Below are 19,894 nucleotides of genomic sequence, written 5' to 3' on the forward strand. Positions count from 1 at the left end.
AGGACACCGTCGATGCGGATGGACGTGACCGCCGCACCCGGGATCGAGGAGAGGAGCGTACGGCGGAGCGAGTTGCCGAGGGTGTAGCCGAAGCCGGGCTCCAGCGGCTCGATCACGAACCGGGAGCGGAATTCGTCGACGACCTCTTCGGTCAACGAGGGACGCTGAGCGATCAGCATAAAGTGTTTGCCTCCAGTAATCGGCGCCCGCCATTTGGCGCCTTGAACACTGCGAAGCGTAACGGGCGAAACGGTGCCGCATGCGCAGCCCCGCCCCGCACCACCCCGCAGGCGCCCGTCACACGTGGCCGACATCACCCTGCCGAGACCCCGCACGGGGCCCGCTGCGGCCGGTCCGGCCGCAGCGTACGGGGTGCACGTCGGGTCAGCGGCGGGACTTCACTGTCCTGCGCCGCACGGTCGCCCCGACGCGCTCCCCGGTAAAACTTCACCCATAAGAAGCGGTCGTGTGCGGCTCCCTCGGGTCAGGCGACCGCGAGTTCCAGCGCGGCCAGCCGCTCCGGTTCGGCGATCACGTCGACGGCGGTGATCAGCCCGCTCTCCGGCTCGACGGTGAAGGCCAGGACCAGGCGCAGCCGGCCGTGCGGGGCCATCGCCAGGCCGACGACGCCGTCCAGGAGCGCCGGACCGGTGAACCGGGCGCGCCCGGCCGCCGCCATCGCGCCCCGGGCCACCGTGTGCGCCCCGAGCACGACGACCGGCTCCGGGGTCGGGGTCACGGCCGGGTCCGCGGTGAGGACCACGTCCGGGTGGAGCAGGGCGACGAGGGCCTCGAAGTCACCGGTGCGGGTCGCGGCGAGGAAGGCGTCCACGGCCTTGCGCTGCCGGGACGTGTCGGGCGCCGCGGGGGTGGTGCCCCGGACCCGGCGCCGGGCCCGGCTCGCCAGCTGCCGGGCGGAGGCGGGACTGCGTTCGAGGATCGCGGCGATCTCGTCGAAGGGGAGCGCGAAGAGGTCGTGCAGGACGAAGGCGAGCCGCTCGTCGGGGGTGAGTGTGTCGAGGACGACGAGCAGGGCGATGCCCACCGCGTCCGCGGCCTCGACCTCCTGCTCGGGGCCGGGGCGGCCGTCCGGACGGGCGGTGCCGGCGGGGGGCTCCAGCGGATCCTCCCGGCGGGTGGCCCGCGAGCGCAGGGCGTTCAGGCAGGTCCGGGTGGTGATGGTGGTCAGCCAGCCGCCCAGGTTCGCCACGTCACTCGGGTCCGCGGCGGCCGCCCGCAGCCAGGTCTCCTGCACCGCGTCCTCGGCCTCCGCCAGGGAGCCCAGCATGCGGTAGGCGACCGCCCGCAGATGCGAGCGGTGCGCCTCGAAGTCCTCGGCCCGCAGACCTTCCCCGAATTTTTTTCCGTCCATCTGTCACACACCCCCACCGCGGCGTGTCAGAGCAGCAGAACCGACGCTCGCACACCACGGAACGATCGACTGAGGAGATCATGATGACCGCTGACAGCACTGTCCTCGTCACGGGGGGCACCGGAACGCTCGGCCGCCACGTGCTCCCGCTGCTGCGGCAGGCCGCGCCCGGCCGGCCGCTGCGGGTGCTCACCAGGAGCCCGCGCCCGGACGCCGACGGGATCACCTACGTCACCGGCGACCTGTCCACCGGCGAACACGTCGCGACCGCGATGGCCGGCGTCGGGACGGTGCTGCACCTGGCCGGCGGCAACAAGGGCGACGACGTGATCGCCACCCACCTGGTCGCCGCGGCCCGCGAGGCCGGCGTGCGGCACATCGTGCACATCTCGGTGATCGGCGCCGACCGGATGCCGATGGCGTGGTTCGCGACCCAGCGCGCCGCGGAGGAAGCGATCACCGGATCGGGCATCCCGTGGACGCTGCTGCGCGCGGCCCAGTTCCACGACCTGGTGCACCTGATGGTCTCCAAGATGGCCAAGCTGCCGCTCGTCCCGGCGCCCGGCATGCGGCTGGAGCCGGTCGACGCCCGGGACGTCGCCCAGCGCCTGGTCGAACTGACCCTCGGGGAACCGGCGGGCCTGGTGGCGGAGATGGCCGGTCCGAAGGTCTACACGATGGACGACGTGGTCCGCGGCTACCTCGGCGCCACCGGCCGCCGCCGCCCGGTGCTCGGCCTGCGGATGCCCGGCAAGGCGGGCCGCGCCTACCGCGAGGGCGTGAACCTGGCCCGGTCGGCGCGGGCGGTGCACGGGGACCGGACGTGGGAGGCGTTTCTGGCGGAGCGGGTCGCGGTGTGAGGGATGTGGCAGACGTGGCGGCGTGAGGGATGTGACGGCGTGGCGGAGACGCCGGTGTGACGGATGTGGCGGCGTGACGGAGTCACCGGCGTGGTGGATGTGACGGTGTGACGGACGTGACGCGTGGCGGCCGTGTCGGCGTGCGGCGGTCGACGGCGTGGCGGATGTGACGGCGTGACGGACATGACGCCTGGCGGCCGTGACGGCGTGGTGGATGCGACGGCCTGACGGACGCGGCGTAGGGCTCGGGCCCGGTCGGTGGCGCCAGGGTCCGGGGGCGGGGCCGTCGGTCGTCCGCCCCGCGAGGGTCGCGGCCCGGTACCGGGAAACGCGGAAGATCCGTCGCAGGACCGATCCCGCGCGGTGGTGTCGGCGCCATGATGCGGGAACCCTGGATCAGAAGGAGTGCCACATGTCGCACCTGGAGCGCCTCGTCGAGTATCCCGAGCCCCGTTACCACGGGGAGCGCGGGGAGAAGAGCGCCGTGTTCCGCCCCGCGTCCACCCCGCCGGACCTCTCCTCACCCGGCAGTACGACCCACTACCTCGCCACGAACGAGTCCACCGGCGGTGAGTTCGGCCTGTACAAGGTCGAGTTGGGCGGGCGTTCCCCGGGAGCCAGAACCCACTTCCACCGGGCCATGTCGGAGTCCTTCTACGTCCTGTCGGGACAACTGGAACTCTTCGACGGCGACAGGTGGGTGAGCGGCCGCGAAGGGGACTTCCTGTACGTACCGGCCGGCGGCCTGCATGCCTTCAAGAACGTCACCGATGAGCCCCTGTCCATGCTCATGCTCTTCTCCCCGGGGGCGCCGCGTGAGGAGTACTTCGAGCGGGTGGCGGAGATGGCACAGCGCGGCGGCGCGGAGCTGAAGGACTTCCGCGAGCGGCACGACAGCTACTTCTCCGAGGATCTGGACGCGAAGGGGAACCCCGGCGGCGCCGGGCGTCACCGGGACTGACGACCGGGGGGCCGCACCCGCGCGCCCCCTGGAGCGCTCCGCGTTTCGGCCGAATGGAAGACACGAACGGGTGGGTCTGGCCGGAAGCCGTGTAGGGCCGGAACCGATCGGATAAGCCTCCTTTCGATCTTTCCACCCACGAGCAGAGGACTGCCTCATGCGTCTGCGTACAGTTGTCACCGCCACGGTTCTTGCCGCCTTCGCCGTTCTCGGTGGCGCGGGTCTCGCCGCCGCCGACAACGACGGTTTCAGTGACGGCGACACCGCCGTCGTCAACCACGAGACGAACGTGGTTCAGTTCGGCGACATGGACCTGGACTGACCAGCAGCACAGCTGTAGACCCTCTGGTGTTGCGCCACCGGTACGCGGGCGGCGCAACACCAGAGGCATGTCCAGGTGTCAGGACGACGCCCGACCTCAGCCCTTCAATCCGGCGACGGCCACACCTCCTTGATCACGGGCGCGGATCAGGTCCGGGTCTCCGGGGCTACGGGCGCAGCACCACGGGCAGTGCGTCGTGGCCGTTGGAGATGAACGAGCCCGTGGGACGCAACTCCGAGGCGGGGACGGCGAGACGCAGCTCCGGGAAGCGGGCGAACAGGTCCCGGAGCGCGATCTCGCCCTCCATCCGGGCCAGGGCCGCGCCGAGGCAGACGTGCACGCCGTGGCCGAAGGCGAGATGGGCCTGGCCGGTCCGGGTCACGTCGAAGGCGTCGGCGGTCGGGCCGTGCAGGGCGGGATGGCGCCCCGCGGCCGCGTAGGAGGCGAGGATGGCCTCACCCTGACGGATCGCCAGGCCGCCCGGCAGCGGGATGTCCTCCACCGCGTACCGCATCGGCAGGTGAGCGACGGGCGCCTCGTACCGCAGGGTCTCCTCGACGACATCGGACCAGGGGACGCGGCCCTCGCGGACCAGCGCCAGTTGGCCGGGGTGGGTGAGGAGGGCGGTGATGGCCTGGTCCAGCAGGTTGACCGTGGTCTCGTACCCCGCGCTGATCACCAGCAGGAGGGTGTCGAGGAGTTCCTGTTCGGTGAGCGCGGCGCCGTCGTCGTCACGGGTGGCGATGAGGACGGAGGTCATGTCGTCGCCGGGCCGGGCGCGCTTCGCCGCGACCTGTTCGGCCATGATCGCGTACAGCTCCTGGGTGTTCGCGGCGGCCTCGTCGGGGCTCAGTCGCGTGTCGAAGACGCGGTCGACGGTACGGCGGAACCCGGAACGGGTGTGGTCGGGCAGCCCCATGAGTTCGCTGATGACGCGGATCGGCAGCGGATAGGCGAACCGCTCGCGCAGGTCGGTGGGGTCGCCGGGGGCCGCGGTCTCCAGCTCGTCGAGGAGCGTGCGGGTGATCTCCTCGACGCGGGGCCGTAAGGCGGCGATACGCCGTGACGTGAAGGCCGGGCTGATGAGCCGCCGCAGCCGCCGGTGGTCGCCGCCGAAGGCGGTGAACATGTTGTCCACCGCCACCCAGAGCGCGAGGGGCCAGCTACCGACGATCTTGTCGGGGAAGATCGGCCAGTGCTGCCGGGGGTCCTTGGAGACGCGGGCATCGGTGAGCAGTTGCCGGAGCAGGGCCGGGTCGCTCACGGCCCACGCCTCGACGCCGAGGACGTCGACACGGGTGGCTGGACCACGGGAACGCAGCTCGGCGTCCTCGGCGTGCCGGTCGCCTCCGGCGGGGTTCAGGGTGAGGGGGCGGGGCGGGTGCGGGTGGGGCGGGTTCTGCGGCTCGTACGGCTCGTGCGGTTTGTGCAGCTCGTGCATGCGAGTTCCTCAGGGATGCGGGCGGTGAACGCTGCGCCGGTCGTGTCAAGGAGGCCAAAGCAGGCTCTACTCACAGTAGTTGGCGGGTCGCTTCGCGTCAGGGGGGCGTCACCGGGTGGTGGCCGGGGAGGGGCTGCGTCTCTCGGGTGGCGTGCGTCGCGCGCTCCGGTGGTGGCCCCGAGGTGTGGCGCGGGCCGGATCGGTGGCTGTTCGCCGGTCCGGGCCCCCGCACGGGCCGTTTCCGGCGCCGACCCCGTCCGGCATGACCGCTACCGGGACCGGCCGCCTCGGGCGTGAGCCGCTTCCTCGGCCCGGTCCGTTCGTCCCTCGTTTGCCGCGTCCCAAGAGTGGTACTTCCTTGCGTTTGGAGAGATCACGGCGGCCCAAGTGGCCGGAGAGGCGAAGGTGTGCCGGTGGAACAGACGAGAGAGGCGGGGTTGTACACCCGCAGGTTCGGGCCGAAGCCGGAGACGGGCGCCCCGGCCGCGGTACTCGTACACGGGCTGGGGCTCTCCGGGCGGTACTTCGTGCCGCTCGCGCGCCGGCTCGCCGCGGAGGACACGCCGGTGCTGGTGCCCGACCTGCCCGGCAACGCCCGTTCGCGGGGCGCCGCGCGCAGGGCCCCGGATGTCGGCCAGGCCGCCGCCGCCCTGGCGCACTGGCACCGGCGGCTGTCACTGGGGCCGACGCTGCTGGTGGCCAACTCCGTAGGCTGCCAAGTGGCCGCGGCCCTCGCCGCCCGCGCCCCCGGCCTTGTGAGCCGGATGGTGCTCGTCGGCCCGGCCCTCGACCCGGACGTACCGGCCTGGCGGCAGTGCGGCGCGCTCATCCGTGACGCGCCCCGCGAACCTCTGAGCCTGCTCGGGGTGGCCGTCTCCGACTACCTGTTCACCGGCCCCCTGCGCTGCGCGGCATCGTTCCGCCACGCCCTGCGGGACGCGGCCGAGGCGTTCGAGGCGAACCTCGCGCGGATCCGCGTACCGACCCTCGTCGTACGCGGGGCCGGGGACACCATCGCGTCCCGGGCCTGGACCGGGCGGGTGGCCGGACTGGTCGGTGACGGGCGGACGGCCGAGATCCCGGGCGCGGCCCATGCCGCGCACTACAGCGCCCCGGACGCCCTCGCGGAGCTGATCGGGAAGTTCACGGCGGCCGATCCAGGAGGATCCGCATGATGTCGTCCGAGCACTCCGGCCGAGGGACCAAGAACTCGGAGCACCGCTCGCCGTGGCTGCGGCTGCTGCCCGGCATCTCCCCGAAACGGCGCGGCTTCGTCCTGGCCTGGTACGGATTCACGCTCACCTTCGGCGGGATGCGTCTGCTGACATGGCTCATCCACATCGACGTGGCCGGCGTCGGTGACATGAGCGCCGGCGGGGTCCATATCCACCACTATGTGTGGGGCATCCTCCTGCTCATCGTGGTCGGCGCGGCAGGGCTGGGCGAACGCTCGGCGCGGGCCCGCGCGTGGATGGGGCTGGCCTACGGGGTCGGGCTCGCCCTCGTCATCGACGAAGCGGCGCTGCTGATCAGTCTGGAAGACGTGTACTGGGACACGGAGGGCGGCCTCAGTATCGCCATCGCCATCGCGGTGATCGCCGTGGCGGGAAGCATCCTGGCGCTCACACGTGGGCGGCGCGCCTCCCGGGCGGACGAGGACGCGGACGACGACTAGGACGAGGGCGGGGGAGAGGCTGACGGCCGCGACCAGGGCGAGGGCGGCGACGGCCGGCCCGGCCCGGACGGCGCGCGCCCTACGTCATCCACGTCATCCACGTGTCCTCACAGTGCCGAGAGAAGGCGGTCGAGGGGGCGGGGCACCCGGTCCGGCGCGAGCGCTTCGACGAGGAGACGGCCGTACCGGATCTTGCGACCCTTCTTCGTGCCGAGGAAACGCCGCATCTGCTGGTGGCGGTCGCGGCCGTGCTGGTCGGGCTGGCGTTGGAAGGTCTGCCAGGCACGGACGTCGCCTTCGGCGCGGAAGATCTCCTCGACGGCGGCCGGGCCGAGCGCGCGGATCAGTTCGTCCTCCAGGTCCGTGGCGCAGACGCGGATGTCCGCCGAAGAGGCCCGGGCGCGGGTCAGCCCGCGCTCGTAGAAGGCGCGTTCGCGCTCGTCGCACAGGCCCGCCAGGCGCAGGCCGAGGCCGGGCGGCCCGAGGAGAGCGGCGTAGCGCCCCACGCTCATGGCTCCGCCCATCGGCACGGCGCACACTCCCTCGGCGGCCAGGTCCCGACCGCGCCGGGCGGCCAGCGTCTCGACGGCCGCGAGATCACTCAGACCCTCCAGCAGCACGGCGGCCCGTACACCGGCCCGTTCGCCCGACTCGCGCGCCGGCCCTGCCGGTCCGCCCGCCGCCCATGTGGTCACCGCGGTCCGGAACGCCGTCATCCTCGCCCCACCGGCCACGTCCGCCGTATCCGCCATGGGGCCGAGTCTGCCCGCGTATCGGCGGTACGGCACGTGAATTTGCGCGTGCCGGGGCCCCACGGTGCGCTCCCGCCGCGTTCCGTTCCGCTCCGCGTCCGAGGCCCCACCCCGTCCCATCCGCACCGCTTCTCTGCGCGTGCGCACTGTTACCCGGCCATGACACCGCGATCTTGAAGTGGTCGCCGTCGCAGAAGTAGGTTCGCCATGCACCGAGTTCCCCCCACTCCAGCCGGCGCCTCCGCGCCGGGAGAAGAGTCGCCACTATGGGTACCCACGCCCGTCCCCACCGACTGCACCGCACCGGCGCCCGGATCGCGACGGTCGCGCTGATCGGGGCCGTGCTGCCGGTCACCGCCGCGGGCCTCGCCGAGGCGGCCGTGCCGAGCGCCACGCACGCCGTCGACGGGACGGATGCGCCCGGCGCCGCGCCCACCGCCCGTGCCCTGCGAAGCCGGAGCGCGCCCGCGACGTACACCCGGACGCCGGGCGCCGCCTCCGAGGCGAAGGTCCGCAGCCAGGACGTTCCGAACACCGGAGTCGACCACGCGTTCCTGCTGGACGCCCGCGACGGCAGCCAGGAGCGCGAGATGTGGGCCGGGGCAAAGGCGGACGAGAGTGTGTCGATGGCCAGCACGACCAAGATCATGACGGCCCTCGTGGTGCTCCGGCACCCGGAGTGGCTGGACCGGCCGATCACGGTACGGCAGGCGTACCGGGACTACGTACAGGAGAACGGGGCCAGCACCGCCGACCTGCAGACCGGCGACACGCTCACCGCCCGGCAACTGCTGCACGCCATGCTGATCCCCTCCGGCGGCGACGCCGCGATGGCGCTCGCCGACTCCTTCGGCGCCGGGGAGACCCAAGAGGCGCGGATCGCCGACTTCGAGGACCAGATGAACGCCGAAGCGCGCCAGCTGGGCCTGACGGGGACCCACTTCGACTCCTTCGACGGCATCTCACACGGCGACAACCGCAGCACCGCCCGCGACCTGGCCAGGCTCGGCCAGCGTGCGATGCTCCAGCCGGTCTTCGCCGAGGCCGTGAAGAACACGCAGTACAAGACCGAGGCCCCCGCGGCCAACGGCCACACCCGGTACTACACCTGGAACACCACCAACGCCCTGCTGAGCACCTACGACGGCGCCCTCGGCATCAAGACCGGAAGCGGCGCGGAGGCCGGGTACTCGCTCGTCTTCGCCGCCGAGCGTGCCGACCGCACTCTGGTGGGTGCGATCGTCGGCGCCGACCACGAAGTCTTCGAGGACGCCACCGCGATCCTCGACTGGGGCTTCGCCCACTGAGTTCCGCTGCGGGCCCACGCCCGGCCCCACGGGGGATGCGGGACTCCTCCTCAACTCCCGTCGCCACGTGGGGTCGTGCTGCCTCTTGACGCTCACGCCTCCCGTGAGTACAACGATGTAAATCCGATGTACAGCGATGTAAATCGGGTGCGGTACCGCATCCGTCCCACTGCACCACCGTTCCCCCACGCCCCGCCCCCGGTGGCAGCCGCCCCGTGTCACGCGGTCGCGTGGGTGTCCCGAGGAGGCTTCATGTACGCACCGTCCCCCGTGCGGCCGCTGCCACCGGCCCCGCCGCGCAGAGTCCTTCTGTTCGGCGCGGTGGTGCTCGGTCTGTTCGTCACCCTGCTGGGCGGCGTCCAGGCCGGCACCGCACACGCGGCGACCGGTACCGCCCTGCGGGGCGACACCGGCCTGTACCCGCGCGTCGTGCGCCTCGCGCACAGCGGAGTTGCCAACGGGCGCGTCCTGGCCTCGGTCGTCTCCTTCTCCGGTAACAACGGTCTGGGTGCGATCCACGAGAGCACGGACGGCGGCCGCACCTTCCAGCAGGTCGGCACGGTCACCGACCCGGAAGCCGCGGGCGGCCAGGGCCTGTGCTGCTCCACCCTCTTCGAACTCCCGCGTCCGATCGGCTCGTTGCCCGCGGGCACGCTGCTGTGGGCGGCCTCCGTCGGACAGGACGAGGCCGGCCGCCGGATGGCCCTGCGCGTCTTCACGAGCACGGACATCGGACGCACCTGGACATACCTCTCCACCATCGCCACCGCGGGCAACGAAAAGGGGCTGTGGGAACCGGAGTTCTCCGTCGACGCCGCGGGTGAACTCGTCGCGCACTACTCCGACGAGACGGACCCCGCGCACAGCCAGAAACTGATGGCCGCCCGGACCACCGACGGCGTCACCTGGTCCGGCCACCACGCCACCATCGCGAGCGGTCTGGCCTCGGACCGGCCCGGAATGGCGGTCGTGCGCCGCCTCGGTGACGGCACGTACTTCATGACGTACGAGATCTGCGCCGCCGCCGGGCAGTACGTGTGCGTCGTGCACTACCGCACGTCGGCGGACGGCTGGAACTGGGGCGACCCCGCGCACCTGGGCTACCGGCCCGAGACCGCGGACGGCAAGTACTTCAAACACGCCCCCACCGTGGCCTGGGCCCCGCTGAACGGTTCCGCAACGGGCCGCCTGTACCTGGTGGGCCAGGTCCTGCACAACGCCGACGACTCTGTCGCGGCGGGCAGCGGGGGTACCGTCTGGGTCAACGACACGGGCGGCGCGGGCGCCTGGCGGGAGATCGCCGCGCCGGCCGCGGTGGCGTCCGGCACGGTCGACTACTGCCCCAACTACAGTTCGGCGCTGCTGCCTTCGGCGGACGGGCAGAGCCTGCTGGAGATCGCCACGGACTACGACGGGGCCGTGTGCAAGCCCTACTACGCCACTGGCGCGGTGCCGTCCGCGTGACGCCGCCGACTGCGTGAGGTGCGCAGGGCGAGGGCAAGGGCGAGGGCGTGTTGCGTACGTGAGGACGTGACGGACGTGACGACTGTGCAGCACGACGATGTCTGATCGCCGCCAGCACCGTCCGCCGACGGTGAGCATGCTGGCGGCATGACGATGTCATCCACTACGGAGTCAGTGACAGTCCTGACCGGCATGTACGCGGCCGAGGCGGAGTACTTGGCGGCGGGAGGCCCGGGCGAGGCTTCGTTCGACCTGCTCGCCCCCTTCTTCGCGCCGGACGTCGCACTGCACCAAGCAGACGCTCTGCCCTATGGAGGCACCTGGCGCGGGCACGACGGTATGACGCGGTTCTTCCGCAGGATGGGGGAGGTGTGGGAGTCGTTCGACATTCTGGAGCAGGAGTTCCTTGCCACGGGTGAGACCGCGGTCGTGCTGACCCAGGTCCGTGCGCGCGCCCGTGCGACCGGCCGTGCACTCGGCTTCCCGCTCCTGCAAACGATCACGGTCAAGGACGGACGGATCACCGAGGTCCGTCCGTTCTACTGGGACACGCGGGCCATCGCCGACGCCTGCGCCGTGCCTTCCCCGACAGACTGACGGCCCGCCCTGCCGGGCCGACGGCTACGGCAGCTCCACCGTCCGGCGCGGACGGCGCTCCCGCTCACTCGAAGAACTTGAGGCTCCACCCGGTATTCGTCTCGGCCCCTGGGACGTTCGCCCGCCGGTACGTCGTGTTTCCCCACCACGCGAACGACCCGCGGTACCACTGCCGGTTCTCCCACGCGTACGGCGTCCCCTTCGCCACCGCGTGGAACATGAGGGGGAACGTGCTCCCGGCCGGCGGGCTCGTGTTGATGTCCCCGTCGAGCAGGACGAAGCTGTGGTGGCCCGGGCCGTCGACGTGCAGCGTCGGGTCCCATCCGGCCATCATCGTCTCGCGGTGCGAACCGAACAGGCAGCCGTTCGACTTGTACCAGTCCCACACGTACGTGGGATCGCCGCCGCCGCGCAGCCGCAGATCGGCCAGGCAGTACTGGTCGCTCCAGCTGCCGTTGGCGGAGTAGACGATGTGCAGTTGCCCGTCCGGGTCCTTGACGGCCTCGGGAGCCTCGTTGATGTACGGGTCGCCGACCACGCGCTCCCAGCTCTCGCGCGGCTGGGAGATGACGGACCGGCCGCCGGTGGGGGTCGCCGGATCGCTCATGCGGGCGAGGTAGAGGTTCTGCTCGATGTTCGTGTCCCCGGCCCACCCCGACCAGACGAACCAGCGCTGCCCCTGGAAGGTGAACAGGGTGCCGTCGATGGCCCACTTGTCGTCCGGCAGCGCCAGCTTCCGCTCGGCCGAGTAACCGGTGTCCGGGGCGGCGGAGCTGATGACGTACATCCGGTGGGCGGCGCCCCGGCCGGCCGAGAAGTAGATGTAGTACCGGCCGCCGTCCCGGACGATCTCCGGTGCCCAGATCTCGCCGCGGCCGCCGGTGTCCGACCAGACCTTCTTCGGGGACGCGGAGGCGAGAGCGTCCGGGGACGACGCCTGGCGTACGACGATGCCGCCGTCGGCGGACTGGACGGCGATGTAGGTGCCGCCGACCCGCAGCACGCTGGGGTCCGCGCCCTTCAGGCCGATCGCACCCTGCGCCGCCTGTGCCCGCGCGGGAGCCGCGCCGCGCGCCGTGCCGGGCGCCGACAGCGAGAGCGGGACGGCGAGCGCGCCCGCCAGGGCGAGGACGCCGAGACCGAAGGAGCGTCGGAAGAACTTCATGGGCTCTCCTCTGTGCAGGCCGCTGCTCCCGGAACGCACGCCCGAGCGCTGTTACATCGTTGGAAGTGGCGCTCCCACAGGCTTTCGAATGACGTGTGACATGTCAACATCTGGGGCGGCGGACTCCCGTGCGCCGGGGGTGTGGTACGACGTGGTGCCACGGGCTCGGGGCAGCGGGAGGCGGACCGGTGGGCGACGAGCGTCGCCCACCGGCTCCGGTCCTAGCTCAGCGTCTTGAGCGCGGCCGCGTCGTAGGGCTGCAGGTCGTCGAAGCGGCCCGCGAGGACCTTCTCGGCCCACTGCGGGTCCTGGAGCAGGGCGCGGCCGACGGCCACCATGTCGAACTCGTCGCGCTCCAGGCGGTCCAGGAGGTCGTCGATGCCCTTGGTCTTCGACCCCTCGCCCTGGAACGCGGCGATGAAGTCGCCGTCGAGGCCGACGGAGCCGACGGTGATGGTCGGCTTGCCGGTGAGCTTCTTGGTCCAGCCGGCCAGGTTCAGCTCCGAGCCGTCGAACTCCGGGACCCAGTAGCGGCGCGTGGAGGCGTGGAAGGCGTCGACGCCGGCCGCGGCGAGCGGGCTGAGGATCGCCTCCAGCTCCTGGGGGGTCTCGGCGAGCCGGGCGTCGTACGCCTCCTGCTTCCACTGCGAGAACCGGAAGATCACCGGGAAGTCGGGGGAGACGTTCGCGCGGATCGCGGCGACGATCTCGGCGGCGAACTTCGTCCGGGCCACGGGGTCGCCGCCGTAGGCGTCGCCGCGGCGGTTGGTGCCGGCCCACAGGAACTGGTCGAGCAGGTATCCGTGCGCGCCGTGCACCTCGACGCCGTCCAGGCCGATGCGCTCGGCGTCCTTGGCGGCCTGCGCGAAAGCGGCGACGACGTCGTCCACGTCGCCCTGCGTCATCGCCTTGCCGGCGCCCGCGGTCCCGTCGACGGCGATCCCGGACGGGCCGACGACGGGGGCGTCCGTGAAGGGCGGCCGGCCCGGCTTGCGCACCATGCCGATGTGCCACAGCTGCGGCACGATCGCGCCGCCGGCCGCGTGTACGTCCTTGGCGACCTCGGCCCAGCCGGCCAGCTGCTCCTCGCCGTGGAAGCGCGGCACCCGGCTGCTGTCCCCGGCCGAGGCGTGGCCGACGTAGGTCCCCTCGGTGATGATGAGGCCCACGCCGGCCGCGGCGCGCCGGGCGTAGTAGGAGCGCACGTCCGCACCCGGAACGCCGTCCGGCGAGAACATGCGCGTCATCGGCGCCATCGCGATGCGGTTGCGTACGGTCAGGCCGTTCAGTGCAAGGGGGCGGGAGAGGGTGTCGGCGGCACGGGACGCGTGCGACGTGGGGGCAGTCACGGAGTGTTCCTCCTGGGTACCGGTCAGTATGTGCACATGCATGAATACGGCGGTGCCAACCGATCCGAACGCCGTCGCATTCCGCTGCCATGCCCTACGGCTGTGTGATCCAGGACACCGGCCGGGGCGGAGGGCCGCGCGCATCGGTGATCCGTCGGTGATATGTCGGGGAGCGGTGTCAGGGTTCGGGTGGCGGGTCACCGTTCCTGCCGTTCCCCCGAGCCCAACCACCCTCCAGCCACGAGGAGTTCCCGCCATGCCGCCCCATCCCGCCTCCCCGCCCTGGGACGTCCGTCGGCTGCCCCGCGTGGACGGCCGTTTCTTCCTGGTCACCGGCGGCAACGCCGGCATCGGGTACTTCGTCGCGGAGCAGCTGGCGACCACCGGGGCCACGGTCGTCCTCGGATGCCGCAGCCCCGTGAAGGCCGAGGCCGCCATGGCCGCGATCCGCGCGCGCGTGGACGGCGCGCGGCTGCGGGCCCTCACGCTGGACATCGCCGACCTCACGTCGCTCGAAGCGGCGGTGGCGGCGCTGGAGGTGCCCCGTCTCGACGCGGTGGTCCTCAACGCCGGTGTCGCGCTGGACGATCCGCCCCGTCAGGAAAGCGTGGACGGCCACGAGTTGATGTTCGCGACGAACCATCTCGGGCACTTCGCGCTGACCGCGTGGCTGATGCCGCTGCTGTCGGCCGCTCCGGCGGCACGCGTGGTCACCATGGGCAGCTTCGCGGCCAAGTCCGAGCGGCTGGACCTGGACGACCCGCAGTCCCGGCACGACTACCGGCCCAAGCGCACCTACGGGCGCTCGAAGCTGGCACAGATGTACTTCGGCTGCGAACTCGACCGCAGACTGCGCGCGGCCGGCAGCCCCGTCACCAGCGTGGTGGCCCACCCCGGCGGAGCCCTCGATTCTCTGACCCCGTCCCGGCCGCCGGTCCATGTGCGCACCACGGGCGCCCGGTTGGGTGCGGCACCCGCGGCCCTGCTCGTCCAGGGCAAGCACGAAGGCGCCCGGCCCGCGGTCCGGGCCGTGCTCGACCCGCGGGTGCGCGGCGGCGAACTGTGGGGCCCGCGCCGCTTCGGCCTGCGCGGTGCGCCGCACCGGGAACGGCTGTGGGACCACCTGACCGACGCGTCCGTCGCCACCCGCTTGTGGAGCGCGAGCGCCACCCTGACCGGCGTCGACCCGAGTCCCGCCAACGGAGGGCTGAACTCCGCCCCGTGACGGGCTCACCCTCCGTACCGCCGCCCGGCGGCGAGGTGCGGTGGCACACGCGTACGGGGCGGCCCCGTGGTGGGACCGCCCCGCACGCGGCGCGTCAGCGCGGCGGGATCACGGGAAGGACGTGATCTTGGACGGGACCGTACTGGTGCCCGAGGTCGGGGCGCCGGTGTTGTTGACGACGTGGGCGTACTGGCCCTTGCCGCCGAGGGAGATGACCTGGATGTCGTGCAGCTTGATGCCGGGCTTCACCGGGACCTGGAAGCCGTGCTGCTGCACGATGCTCGGATCCGAGGTGAAGTTGCAGTAGCTGCCGAGTCCCCACGCCTCATGGGTGGTGACACTGTCGGCGACCTTGTAGGCGGCGTAGCCGACGATGCCGTCATGGGTGATGGCGGCGGCGTTGGGCACGTCGTACGCCTTCTCGTTCTGGAAGAAGATCGTCCGGCCGCGTTCGCCGTTCCAGAGCACGTCGTACTTGTTGAAGTGCTCCACGAAGAGGCCGGTGGCGAGGACGTCGTCGCCGTTGACGACGAGTCCGTAGTCGGCGCGGTTGGTCTCCCAGCCGACGCCGTCGCCGTGGTCGGCGCGCCAGATCCAGGTGTGGTCGACGATGACGTCATCGCTGTTGACGACCACCGAGTTGGTGGCGAGGCCGGGACCGGCGCCGCCGATGCGGATGAAGACGTCCTGCATGGTGGTCGGGTTCGCGGCGTGGTCGGCGCTCGCGCCCGCCCCGCCGATCTGGAGCAGCGTGTCGGACTTCTTGCTGCCCGCGTCGATGAGGAAGCCCGCGAGCTTCACGCCGTCGACATCGGCGACGTGCATGGCGTCGATGCCGTTGTCGGGGACGATCGTGGCGAGGCCGAGGCCGAGCACCACGGTGTTGGCCCGGTTCACGTTGATGGTCTGGTCGAGGTGGTAGACACCGGGCGTGAACAGGAGGTTCAGGCCCTGGGAGAGCGCCTGGTTGATGGTGGCCGAGGTCGCGCCGGGCTTGACGACGTAGAACTGGCTCAGCGGGAGCGAGGTGCCCGCGTTGGCCGGCCAGGACACGCCCCGCGCGTTGGTGCGCTTGGCGGGCACGAACACCTTGTAGTCATTGCCGTCCAGGTAGAGGAACGGCTTCTCGCGCGAGACCGGGGTGGTGTCGAGCGTGGTGTACGGACCGGTGTCGAAGTCGGTCGCCGGAGCGCCCTGCACACCGGAGAACGTCATGTTCCACACGCCGTTGGTCCAGCCGCCCACCGAGCTGTCGCGGGTGTACCACTGCTGCTGCGAGTACGGGCCGACCGTGCCGTCGATCTTGGAGTCGGCTATGTAGCCGCCGGAGGCCCACCCGTACCCGTTGGGCGCGAGGTTGAGCCCGCCGGTGACGTGCATGCGGCGGAACGGCGCGGCCTGGGCGACGGCCCAGCGGTCGGTGCCGTTCACCGGGTTGAGCGAGAGGTTCTCGGCGGAGCGCCAGAAGTTCTGGGTGGCGTTGCCGTTGAACCAGCCCGCGTCGACGGTGACGTCACCGTTGATCTTCGTGTCGTCGGGGTTGAGGCCGAGACCGGAGATGGAGGTGTAGAAACCGAGCTGGGCGTTGATGTTGTTGTACGTACCCGGCTTCAACAGGAACTGGTAGCGCTGCGAGCCGAACTGGTTCGACTCCTGCTGCGCGAAGACCTGGTCGAACTTGGCCTGGAGCCCCGGCGTGCTCGGGTCCGCCACGATGACGTTGGGACCGAGGTCGCCGCCGCCCTCCACCGGCGGGGTGGTGGTGCCGCCCGATCCGGTGTGCACGGCCACCTCCCACAGCGAGTAGCCGTAGCCGGTGGCGCGGCTCGTGCCCTGCACGCGCAGGTAGCGGCCGGTGCCGCTCACGTCGTACGAGGCCTGGCCGCCGGTGCCGTTGGTGACGTCCTTCAGGGTGGTCCAGCTCTGCCCGTCGGCGGAGGCCTGGATCTTGAAGGCCTTGGCGTACGCGGCCTCCCAGTTGAGGTCGACCTTGCAGATGCTCTGCGAGGAACCGAGGTCGACCTGGACCCACTGCGGGTCGGTCGCCTGGCTCGACCAGCGGGTGGCGGTGTCGCCGTCGAACGCGGCGGAGGCAGGCGTGCCGCCGTTCTCCGTGGACGAGGCGCTCGCCGGCCGGCCCTTGGCGGCGTTCGTGCTGGAGCAGCCGTCGGCGGGCGGGGTGCTCCCGGAGTCGCCGAAGACCTGGAACTCCCAGAGGGAGTAGCCGTAGGTGGTGGCCCGGGTGACGCCCTGCATCCGGACGTAGCGGCCCTTGCCGGCGACGTCCAGGGTGTCGGTGCCGCCGTCCGAGGCGGTCACGGACTTCAGATCGGTCCAGGTGCTCGCGTTGTCGGAGACCTGGATCTTGTAGTCCTTGGCGTAGGCCGCTTCCCAGTTGAGGACGACCTTGCTGAAATTCGCCGACGTGCCCAGGTCGACCTGGAGCCACTGGTTGTCACCGGCGGCGGAGGACCACCGGGTCCCGTTGTCACCGTCGACGGCGGCCGCGGCGAGCGTGCCGCCGTTCTCGGTGGAGGAGGCGGTGGCGGTCCTGCCCTGGGAGAGCGGCGTGTCGGCGGCGGCCGCGGGGGCGGCGGCCGTCAGCTGGGCGGGGACGGTCAGCAGCGCCGCCGCCGTGGCGAGCGCGATCCCCAGGGATCTGTGTCTCATACGTTGTCACTCCGTGCGGGGGTGAGGGTGAAGGCGGCCCGGAGGACACCTTCACCAAGTGAGCGCACGTCTGGTCCGACGGACGCGGTGGAGCGCACCCCTGCCGCGCGCGGAAGGGGTGAACGGTCTTACGACACGGCTTAGTTCGGGGTTTGATTTAAGGTCCGAGGCAATTCATCGGGCAAGACCTCGTACACGATTTATTTTCAGAACCCGAACGGACGGATCACGCCACGCTGCGCGTGATGTCAGGAAGTGGAGGCGTCGCCCTTGGGCCGGATCGGGGGGTATGGGCGGTCACTCCCTCCGCTGCCGTGCGTATTCATGCTTGGAACAGCCCGACTTCGATCAGGTTCACGCTCTTGACAGGGGTGGTGGTGCTCGATTTACTCCGTGGCACGCCGCTGTCGAAGCACGCGGCGCAGAGGTACGCCTAGCCGGTAGGTGGCGCTCGCCACGAGTCCGGACTGAGTCGCCAGGGCCGTCGGCGCCCGAGGCGGGGACGTGCCCCCCACATATGGAGCTCCGCGATGAGCCTCAACCATGTGTTGCGCACCGGGATGACCGTCACCGCCGCCCTCGCCGCCACGGCGGCGGCCGCCCTGCTCGCCCCGGCGCCGGCCTCGGCGGGAGCCGGCGCGGTCACCCTGCCCCCGTCGCATGCCGGCTTCGACTACCAGCTCGGCGGCGCGTACACCCCGCCCGCCGGTGTGCGGATCGTCAGCCGCGACCACACGGCCGCGCCGGCGCCCGGTCTCTACAACATCTGCTACATCAACGCCTTCCAGGCCCAGCCCGGCGCCGAGGAGGAGTGGGACGACGACCTGCTCCTGCGGGACAGCGCCGGGGACGTCGTCCGCGACGACGACTGGGACGAGGCCGTCCTCGACATCCGTACCGCCGCCAAGCGCGAGCGGATCGCCGCGAAGGTCGACGCCTGGATCGACGACTGCGCGGACAAGGGCTTCCAGGCGGTCGAGCCGGACAACTACGACACCTTCACCCGTTTCCCCGACCACCTGACGGCGCAGCAGGCCAAGGCGTTCATCGCCCTCCTGGCGGACCACGCGCACGGCCGGGGCCTGGCCGTCGCGCAGAAGAACACCGCCGAACTCGCCGGATCGGGCAAGGAGACCGGCCTCGACTTCGCCGTCGCTGAGGAGTGCGGCGCGTGGGACGAGTGCGGCGACTTCACCGCCGAGTACGGCGACAAGGTCGTCGTCGTCGAGTACTCCGCGAGCGGCCTGGACGCGGCGTGCGCGCAGTGGGGCGAGCGGCTGAGCATCGTCCGCCGCGACGTCGGCGTCGCACCCGCGGGCAGCGGCGGATACCTCCGCGAGACCTGCTGACCGACGCCGCCGAGGGCGCGCCTGTCCACTTCACCGCCGCTTCCAGGGAGGTACTGATGACCGCACCACCCCGTGCGCCCGGGGACACGGCGCGCCGCACGGTTCTGCGCACCGCAAGCGCCGCGCTGCTCGCGGCGGCAGGCGGCGCGGTCACCGGGTGCGCCGCCGGAGCGAGTGACGGAGTCACCGCCGACGGCACGGTCACCATCCAGGTGTGGCACGGGCAGACGGACACCGCCCTGAAAGTGCTCCGGAATCTGGTCGCCGACTTCCACCGCGCCCATCCGGACATCCGCGTCGACCTGGGCGGCGGCGTCCTGGCCGACACCATGCTCCAGAAAGTCACCGCCGCGCTCGCCTCGGGCGCCTACCCCGACGTCGCGTTCGTCTTCGGCTCGGACCTGGCCAGCGTCGCGCGCAGCCCTCAGGCCGTCGACCTCACCGGCTACGTCCGCGACCGGCCCACCCCCTGGACGAGTTACTGGCCCTCCGCCCGCCAGGCCGTCACCGTCAACGGCCGGGTCCGGGCTCTGCCCGCGGTCGTCGACTGCCTGGCCGTGGTCTGCAACAAGCAGCTCTTCGCCGAGGCCGGCCTCGCACTGCCCCAACCCGGCTGGAGCTGGGCCGAGTTCACCGACGTGGCCCGCCGCCTCACCGACACGGCCGGGGGCCGGTTCGGCACCGGCTGGCCCGGCACCGGCGACGAGGACACCGTATGGCGGCTGTGGCCGCTGATCTGGGGGCTCGGCGGCGACGTGATCGCCGAGGACGGCAAGCACATCGGCTTCGCCGAGGAAGGCGTCCGCGCCCTCGAAGTCGTCCGGGACCTGGTGCGCGACCGAAGCGTCTACGTCGACCCCAAACCGGGCAGCGAGCAGATGTACAAGGTGTTCCTGGCCGGGCGGATGGCCATGGTCGCGACCGGCCCCTGGCAGCTGCCGGACATCACCCAGGCCGGGATCGGCTACCACGTGGTGCCGCTGCCCACCTTCGACGGCCACCCGGTGACGATCTCCGGGCCCGACACGTGGACGGTCTTCGACAACGGCGCGGCACGTGCCCGTGCCGCCCGCACCTTCGTCGGCTGGCTCACCGACCCCGCCCAGGACAGCCGCTGGGACGTCCGGGCCGGCAGCCTGCCGCTGAGCCGGGGGAGCGAGGACAGCCGCGCGTGGCGCGCGCACGCGAAGACCGCCCCGGGCCTCGCGGTGTGGACCGACGCCCTGCCCTCCGCCCGCGTCCGGCCCGTGCACCCCGCCTATCCGAGCATCTCCCAGGCGCTGGGGGAGGCCGTCGTCTCCGTGCTCCTCGGCCGCGCCACCCCACAGGCGGCCCTGCGCACCTGTGCCGACGCCGCCGACGCCGCCCTGCTCATCCCGCGCTGA

The 19,894-nt window shown here is 71.8% G+C and carries 17 protein-coding genes and 1 pseudogene; 11 read left to right on the forward strand and 7 right to left on the reverse strand.

The genetic code is table 11. The annotated features are described in order from the left end of the window. Window positions 1-179, reverse strand: a pseudogene (locus ABZY33_RS30320) (DNA-directed RNA polymerase subunit alpha); the annotation flags it as partial. Window positions 180-484: 305 nt separating this feature from the next. Continuing rightward, entirely contained in the window at window positions 485-1,372 is an 888-nt protein-coding gene (locus ABZY33_RS30325; RefSeq protein ID WP_356494899.1) for a sigma-70 family RNA polymerase sigma factor, read from the reverse strand. Window positions 1,373-1,455: 83 nt separating this feature from the next. Here ABZY33_RS30325 and ABZY33_RS30330 point away from each other — a divergent pair, with 83 nt between their 5' ends. The 3 genes from ABZY33_RS30330 to ABZY33_RS30340 all read left to right on the forward strand — a co-directional run bounded on the left by ABZY33_RS30330 (window position 1,456) and on the right by ABZY33_RS30340 (window position 3,515). Continuing rightward, window positions 1,456-2,232 (forward strand): NAD(P)H-binding protein, encoded by a 777-nt coding sequence (locus ABZY33_RS30330; protein ID WP_356494900.1) that lies wholly within the window; start codon window positions 1,456-1,458, stop codon window positions 2,230-2,232. 412 nt (window positions 2,233-2,644) lie between these two features. Next, window positions 2,645-3,193, forward strand: coding sequence for a cupin domain-containing protein (locus ABZY33_RS30335; protein ID WP_356494901.1), 549 nt, complete (start codon window positions 2,645-2,647; stop codon window positions 3,191-3,193). Window positions 3,194-3,350: 157 nt separating this feature from the next. Further along, window positions 3,351-3,515, forward strand: coding sequence for a hypothetical protein (locus ABZY33_RS30340; RefSeq protein WP_356494902.1), 165 nt, complete (start codon window positions 3,351-3,353; stop codon window positions 3,513-3,515). Window positions 3,516-3,681: 166 nt separating this feature from the next. Here ABZY33_RS30340 and ABZY33_RS30345 read toward each other — a convergent pair whose 3' ends face one another. Further along, on the reverse strand, window positions 3,682-4,956 hold the full coding sequence (locus tag ABZY33_RS30345) for a cytochrome P450 (RefSeq protein WP_356494903.1): 1,275 nt from the start codon (window positions 4,954-4,956) through the stop codon (window positions 3,682-3,684). Between the two features lie 413 nt (window positions 4,957-5,369). Between ABZY33_RS30345 and ABZY33_RS30350 the strand changes: the two genes are divergently transcribed. Next, on the forward strand, window positions 5,370-6,131 hold the full coding sequence (locus ABZY33_RS30350; protein ID WP_356494904.1) for an alpha/beta hydrolase: 762 nt from the start codon (window positions 5,370-5,372) through the stop codon (window positions 6,129-6,131). Further along, complete coding sequence (locus ABZY33_RS30355; protein WP_356494905.1) at window positions 6,128-6,631, forward strand: hypothetical protein; 504 nt, start codon at window positions 6,128-6,130, stop codon at window positions 6,629-6,631. Before ABZY33_RS30350 ends, ABZY33_RS30355 begins: the two co-directional genes overlap by 4 nt. 107 nt (window positions 6,632-6,738) lie before the next feature. On the opposite strand, the gene ABZY33_RS30360 is transcribed toward ABZY33_RS30355, so the two are convergent. Further along, window positions 6,739-7,347: a TOPRIM nucleotidyl transferase/hydrolase domain-containing protein gene (locus tag ABZY33_RS30360; RefSeq protein WP_356494932.1), complete on the reverse strand. Its 609-nt coding sequence runs from the start codon at window positions 7,345-7,347 to the stop codon at window positions 6,739-6,741. A 302-nt stretch (window positions 7,348-7,649) separates the two neighbouring features. On the opposite strand from ABZY33_RS30360, the gene ABZY33_RS30365 reads away from it, so the two are divergent. The 3 genes from ABZY33_RS30365 to ABZY33_RS30375 all read left to right on the forward strand — a co-directional run bounded on the left by ABZY33_RS30365 (window position 7,650) and on the right by ABZY33_RS30375 (window position 10,751). Next, window positions 7,650-8,690 carry a serine hydrolase gene (locus ABZY33_RS30365; RefSeq protein ID WP_356494906.1) on the forward strand — a complete coding sequence of 347 codons (1,041 nt, stop codon included), beginning with the start codon at window positions 7,650-7,652 and terminating at the stop codon, window positions 8,688-8,690. A gap of 252 nt (window positions 8,691-8,942) precedes the next feature. Further along, the gene (locus ABZY33_RS30370; RefSeq protein ID WP_356494907.1) at window positions 8,943-10,154 is read left to right on the forward strand and encodes an exo-alpha-sialidase; all 1,212 of its coding nucleotides are present in this window, start codon (window positions 8,943-8,945) and stop codon (window positions 10,152-10,154) included. A 147-nt stretch (window positions 10,155-10,301) separates the two neighbouring features. Beyond that, window positions 10,302-10,751: a nuclear transport factor 2 family protein gene (locus tag ABZY33_RS30375; protein WP_356494908.1), complete on the forward strand. Its 450-nt coding sequence runs from the start codon at window positions 10,302-10,304 to the stop codon at window positions 10,749-10,751. A 64-nt stretch (window positions 10,752-10,815) separates the two neighbouring features. On the opposite strand, the gene ABZY33_RS30380 is transcribed toward ABZY33_RS30375, so the two are convergent. Both ABZY33_RS30380 and ABZY33_RS30385 read right to left on the reverse strand, forming a co-directional pair. Next, window positions 10,816-11,916 carry a glycoside hydrolase family 43 protein gene (locus ABZY33_RS30380; RefSeq protein WP_356494909.1) on the reverse strand — a complete coding sequence of 367 codons (1,101 nt, stop codon included), beginning with the start codon at window positions 11,914-11,916 and terminating at the stop codon, window positions 10,816-10,818. 221 nt (window positions 11,917-12,137) lie between these two features. Continuing rightward, window positions 12,138-13,265, reverse strand: a complete 1,128-nt coding sequence (locus tag ABZY33_RS30385; RefSeq protein WP_356494910.1) for an NADH:flavin oxidoreductase — start codon at window positions 13,263-13,265, stop codon at window positions 12,138-12,140. A gap of 256 nt (window positions 13,266-13,521) precedes the next feature. Between ABZY33_RS30385 and ABZY33_RS30390 the strand changes: the two genes are divergently transcribed. Further along, a complete protein-coding gene (locus ABZY33_RS30390) occupies window positions 13,522-14,490 on the forward strand; it encodes an SDR family NAD(P)-dependent oxidoreductase (RefSeq protein WP_356494911.1) in 969 nt (322 codons plus the stop codon). 108 nt (window positions 14,491-14,598) lie between these two features. Here ABZY33_RS30390 and ABZY33_RS30395 read toward each other — a convergent pair whose 3' ends face one another. Next, a complete protein-coding gene (locus ABZY33_RS30395) occupies window positions 14,599-17,160 on the reverse strand; it encodes a discoidin domain-containing protein (protein WP_356494912.1) in 2,562 nt (853 codons plus the stop codon). Window positions 17,161-17,690: 530 nt separating this feature from the next. Here ABZY33_RS30395 and ABZY33_RS30400 point away from each other — a divergent pair. Continuing rightward, complete coding sequence (locus tag ABZY33_RS30400) at window positions 17,691-18,509, forward strand: endo alpha-1,4 polygalactosaminidase (RefSeq protein WP_356494913.1); 819 nt, start codon at window positions 17,691-17,693, stop codon at window positions 18,507-18,509. A gap of 56 nt (window positions 18,510-18,565) precedes the next feature. Next, window positions 18,566-19,894 carry an ABC transporter substrate-binding protein gene (locus ABZY33_RS30405; protein ID WP_356494914.1) on the forward strand — a complete coding sequence of 443 codons (1,329 nt, stop codon included), beginning with the start codon at window positions 18,566-18,568 and terminating at the stop codon, window positions 19,892-19,894.

The organism is Streptomyces sp. NPDC006552 (genome assembly GCF_040611655.1).
Lineage (GTDB): Bacteria > Actinomycetota > Actinomycetes > Streptomycetales > Streptomycetaceae > Streptomyces.